Annotated in this window: 5 protein-coding genes; 3 read left to right on the top strand and 2 right to left on the bottom strand. The window is 71.7% G+C overall.

Annotated features, from left to right (window positions below; translation table 11 throughout):
• Positions 1 to 472, bottom strand: a 472-nt coding sequence (locus tag ACFFNX_RS42365; RefSeq protein ID WP_378211897.1) for an ABC transporter ATP-binding protein, incomplete at its 3' end; no start/stop codon positions are given.
• A 145-nt stretch (positions 473 to 617) separates the two neighbouring features.
• Positions 618 to 1,592, bottom strand: coding sequence for an effector-associated domain 2-containing protein (locus tag ACFFNX_RS42360; RefSeq protein WP_378211896.1), 975 nt, complete (start codon positions 1,590 to 1,592; stop codon positions 618 to 620).
• 153 nt (positions 1,593 to 1,745) lie between these two features.
• Between ACFFNX_RS42360 and ACFFNX_RS42355 the strand changes: the two genes are divergently transcribed.
• The 3 genes from ACFFNX_RS42355 to ACFFNX_RS42345 form a co-directional block, all read left to right on the top strand.
• The gene (locus tag ACFFNX_RS42355; protein ID WP_378211895.1) at positions 1,746 to 3,305 is read left to right on the top strand and encodes a VMAP-C domain-containing protein; all 1,560 of its coding nucleotides are present in this window, start codon (positions 1,746 to 1,748) and stop codon (positions 3,303 to 3,305) included.
• Between the two features lie 140 nt (positions 3,306 to 3,445).
• Positions 3,446 to 4,621, top strand: coding sequence for an AAA family ATPase (locus ACFFNX_RS42350; RefSeq protein ID WP_378211894.1), 1,176 nt, complete (start codon positions 3,446 to 3,448; stop codon positions 4,619 to 4,621).
• A partial coding sequence (locus tag ACFFNX_RS42345) for a hypothetical protein (RefSeq protein WP_378211893.1) occupies positions 4,618 to 4,848 on the top strand: 231 nt, incomplete at its 3' end. The genes ACFFNX_RS42350 and ACFFNX_RS42345, both read left to right, overlap by 4 nt.

Below are 4,848 nucleotides of genomic sequence, written 5' to 3'. Positions count from 1 at the left end.
CGACGGCGACCCGCTGCCGTTGCCCGCCGGACAGCTCGGCGGGCCGGCGGCCGAACCGGTCGCCGAGCCCGACCGTGCCGACCACGGCGTCGATCCAGGCCCGGTCGGGCCGCGTGCCCGCGAGCGTCAGCGGGAGCGTGATGTTCTCCTCCGCGTCGAGGGCGGGCAGCAGGTTGAACGACTGGAAGACGAACCCGATCCGCTCGCGCCGCAGCACGGTCAGCTGCCGGTCCGACAGGGACCCCAGCTCGACGTCGCCGATGAACACCTGCCCGGAGGACAACGTGTCCAGGCCGGCGACGCAGTGCATCAGCGTCGACTTCCCGGCGCCGGACGGCCCCATGATCGCGGTGAATCGCCCGGCGTCGAACGCGACCGTCACGTCGTCGATCGCCCGTACCTCGGCCGCCCCTGACCCGTACACCCTGGTCGCGCCCACCGCGCGTGCCGCGGCACTCCGTTCGCCCGTCATGTCGTCTCTCCTCCTCGGGGGTTCGCCCGAGGGTCCCGGCGCGGCACCGCCGGTGTCGTCGCACGGAAAGCGGCACCTTCGCTGCGTCCGGCAAAGTAGGGTCTCCCGCGCCCCGCTACGCCGCGGGGCGTACTCGCCCGCGCGGTCAGTCGCGGCGACGGAGACGCGCGATCGTCTCCTCCAGCACCCGCAGCTGTGTCGTGTCGCCGGCGAATTCGCGGACGGCCGACAGGAACTCCTCCAGGCCGCCGGGGAACTCCAGGCAGGTCAAGACGATGGAATGGACGTCCAGGTGCGCCCGCGCCCGCCGGGGGATCCGGACCGCGATCTCGGTGCGCAGTGAGCTGACGATCTGGTCCCGTCCCTCGGCCGAGGCGACGACGGGGATGGCCAGCAGACGGTCGACGATGTCGAACAGCCCCGGGCGTTCCGCGCCGCCGTCGGGGTCACGCGGCACCGCGGCGGGGGTCTCCTCCACGGCCGTGGCGGATCGGGGCGTGACCTGCTCTCCCCGCGGCGCGGCGGCGGGTATGCGAACCCAGGCGGGCGCCTCGGTCTCCTTGAGGCGCACCCCGATCGGGCGGAACTCGGACGGGTCGATGGCCCCGGGCCCGTCCTGGATCACGGCCTCGTAGAACTCCTGGGAGGCCAGCACGCCGAGGTCCGCCCCCGAGTCCTCCATCTGGCGCTTGAAGGCCGGTGCGTCGAGCAGCCGGCACACGTGGTTGATCGAGGTCCCCACGATGCCGTTCGGGTCGGACTCCACCCGCCCGCGATGTAACGCGACCCGCAGCCTGATGCTGGCGATCGGGCTCGCCAGTTCGTTCCCCCGGCGGATCTCACCGCGCAGCCGGTCGACCAGCGGATGCACGAGCAACGAGTCGTCGGCGCCGGCCGGGAGGACCATGATGACGCCGTCGCCGCGGTCCTCCCGATAGCAGTCGTCGAAGGGCACTCCGGACTCGTCGAAGCCCCGTCGCAGCGCGGCGTACAGCTTCTCGCGCAGGTGCCCCTGCACACGGTCCCGGTTGTTGCGGCGGCCGAACCCGACGATGTCGCACACGAAGATGGCGCGAAAGCCGGAGGGCCGCTCACGGCGGGAGGCGGACTCGGTCTGCATGTCGCTCCTGCGGGCCGGCGGATACCGACCACTCTCTCCCCGGGGCGGCCGTCGCGGCAAGGGACCCTGTATGCCGTCCGACGTAGAAGCGCGGGAGACATCGGCCTACATTGAAAGGCTTGGGGGAGGGCAGAGAGAAGCCGGAGCGAAGAGATGGTGGATGAGGGGGAGCGATCGTCGGCCCTGGCACGACGGTCGCCGCACGGCGGCGGGCGCCGCCAGTACGGCCACCCGGAGCAGACGACGGCGGACATCGTCGAGATCCTGTCCGGCATCCGCGAGCTCCACGAGGAGGCCGGCCGGTCGATTCTCGTCCACGCGATCGGCGAGATGCTGGGCGAGCCCCTCATGCTGGCCTCCTATCCCAACCCGCGCTACTTCCTCTACTACCTGGTGCTCGCCTGCCACGATCACCCGGCCGGACTGACCGCGCTGGTGAGGTCCGTCGAGTTCGTCGCCGGTCAGACGGTGGCCGCCGCCCGCCTGCGCCGGCTCGTCAGCCCCGCGCAGGACCTGCTGGAGCCCGCCGTCGAGACGCGGATCGAGGATCTGCTCATGGGGTTACGGGTGCGCTCGCTCGCCCGGCTCTACTACGCCGCGGCGGGCGGCAGCGTCGCCCCCGCACCCCGGCAGTTCAGCGACGCGTGGGACGCCTTCTCCGTGCTGCTCGACCACAACCGCTCCCCGGACCGCCCGCCGCCGCACCTCGCGTTCGTCGCCATGCTGCTGCAGATGCTGCGGGCCCGCGACCCGGCCGGCCCCGATGAGGCGCGCCGGAGGACGGGGCTGCGCGAATGGATGACCATCGAGCTCGGGAAGCTGCGCGACAACGGCGAGACCGGTCACGCCGACCATCTGGAGCAGTTACGGGACCGCTCCGAGCCGACCGGCGCCGACCAGCCCATCTACCTCATCATCCAGCTCGAGCCGGTGCCCGACCTGGTGGAGGGCGGCACGATGTGCCGGCTCTCCCACTGGCGCCAGGTGGACCCGCTGGGCTGGCGGCCGGAGCCCGGCGAGGACCGGGTGGTGCCCTTCAAGGAGGTGCCGGAGCACGTCGCCGAGCTCATCCAGGAGGCGGAGGGCGGCTGGGCGTACCAGTTCGACGACTCGCTCGTGCTGGAGTTCGTCCTGCCGCTGGAACTCATCAACCTGAGCCTGGACGAGTGGACGCGCGACCCGCCGGAGACGCCGCACCCGACGCCGCTGGGCACGGAGTACGAGGTGCTGGTCCGCAGCTACGAGCGGCTGCACACCCGCAACCTGCACCGCGCCTGGCGGCAGCGCTGGCAGCGGCTCGTCGACGCGGTGGCCTGCGCGACGTACTGGGCCGGCGACCCGGACTCCGCCCAGCGGATGCGGGACCGGCTGCACACCGAACGCGAGATCGTGGCGTGCGTCCTGAGCGGCCCGCCGGACCGGGAACCCGGCGCCACCGAACTCCGGATGGCCCTGCGGGCCGGCATCCCCGTCGTGCTCTGGCACCGGATGGACGAGTCCGACGCCGAGCTGAGGGAACTGCTGCGGGAGTACGTCGGCCGTCCGGATCTGGTCGGCCTGCCGCAGGACATCAAGCGGCTGCGCGGGAGCCCGCCGTCCGAACGTCTCGCGCGGGAGAAGATGCAGCTGACGCTGCTGTGGGACGACCCGACGCACTTCATCGACGATCCTGAAGTATTGCGCCATCCGGGACATCAATATGGCCGAGGTTAGAAAGCCGATAAACGGCCATATGGGTCTTGTGAAAGGGCCGATCCTCGGGGATCCTCTGGGAGAGGATTCCACCCCACTCGTGATATCTGATCGACCATCTTGGAGGACGGGCCGGCGGATACTGGAAGGGGAGATCGCCGATGGCCGCTGACGAGCGATCCCATGACTCCTTTCCGCACAACGGCGCCGGGAGGAACGGCACGCCCGAACCTTCCGCGCATCGGCCCTCCTGGTGGATCTACCGCGGCACCGGCCGCCCGCTCCACGACATCGACCTGCGCACGCTGCTGCCCGGCCCACCGCCGTGGCGTGACTTCGACGGCGGCCCGGTGCTCTCGCCGCCTCCCGACGACGAACGCGACCTCGAACGCCGGCTCGGCCCGGTCGAGGGCGCCCGGCCGCGGCACTCCGACCCCGAGGAGGTCGACGCGGTCAACGCCGCGCTCTACCTGCGGCGACCGCTCCTGGTCACCGGCGAGCCCGGGGTCGGCAAGTCCAGCCTGGCCTACCGGATCGCCCGTGAGCTGCGGCTCGGGCGGGTGCTCAGATGGCCGATCAACAGCCGCAGCACGGTCCGCGACGGCCTGTACGAGTACGACGCCATCGGCCGCGCGCAGGACGCCGCGGCGGCGCGCCGGTTAGCGGACGCCGGCCTGGAGCGGGAGCCCGGCGCCGCTCTGGAGCACGCCGGCGTCGGCCGGTACCTCCAGCTGGGCGCGCTCGGCACCGCCCTGCTGCCGTACGACCTGCCGCGCGTCCTGCTCATCGACGAGCTGGACAAGAGCGACATCGACCTGCCGAACGATCTGCTCGACGTGTTCGAGGAGGGCGAATACCGGATACCGGAGCTCGTACGGATCAGTGCGCGTGAGCCGAAGGCCGACGTGTACACCGCGGACCCGGATGCGCTCGTGGAGATCGACAGGGGGCACGTACGCTGCCGTGCCTTCCCCGTCATCGTCATCACGAGTAACGGCGAACGGGAGTTCCCCGTGGCCTTCCTGCGGCGCTGTCTCCGGCTGACCATGAAAGCGCCCGACGAGACACGTCTCGCCGATATGGTCGCCGCCCATTTCGCGGAGCGATCGGACGAGCGGACCCGGCAGCTCATCCAGCATTTCATCGAATACCGCCGGACCAAGTCCGGACTCGCCGCCGACCAGTTGCTGAACGCCGTCCATCTCGTCACGTCCGGCGACAAGATCGAGGCGGCCGACTGGGAACGCCTCCTCGACCTCATCTGGCAGCGGCTGCGGCCGCTGGGGGAGTCTCCACTCGCCGGGTACCGCGGGCGGCCACGGGACGGGTCCCCGTGAACGACGGCATCTTCGACCGTCCGCCGTGGGACGCACGGGCCCCCGACGCTGCGTCGGAGGCCCTCACGTGGTCCGACGTCGCCGACGCGATCTGGCTGGCCGGCCGGCAGGCCGCCGCGGGCACCGCCACCGCGACGCCCCGTCCGGAGCCCGATCCGCAGCTCGGCGAACCCCCGCCTTCCGACGTACGGGACGAGCCGCCTCTCGCGCCCGCGGCGGAGGACACC

This window comes from Actinoallomurus acaciae (assembly GCF_042429965.1).
In the GTDB taxonomy this organism is placed as follows: domain Bacteria; phylum Actinomycetota; class Actinomycetes; order Streptosporangiales; family Streptosporangiaceae; genus Actinoallomurus; species Actinoallomurus acaciae.
Note: the sequence above shows the minus strand (reverse complement) of the source record. Positions and strands in the feature narration are given on the sequence as shown.

Excerpts from the sequence above, each read along its gene's own strand:
- ACFFNX_RS42360 (WP_378211896.1), bottom strand. The coding sequence starts at position 1,592 with ATGCAGACCGAGTCCGCCTCCCGCCGTGAGCGGCCCTCCGGCTTTCGC.
- ACFFNX_RS42355 (WP_378211895.1), top strand. The coding sequence starts at position 1,746 with ATGGTGGATGAGGGGGAGCGATCGTCGGCCCTGGCACGACGGTCGCCG.
- ACFFNX_RS42350 (WP_378211894.1), top strand. The coding sequence starts at position 3,446 with ATGGCCGCTGACGAGCGATCCCATGACTCCTTTCCGCACAACGGCGCC.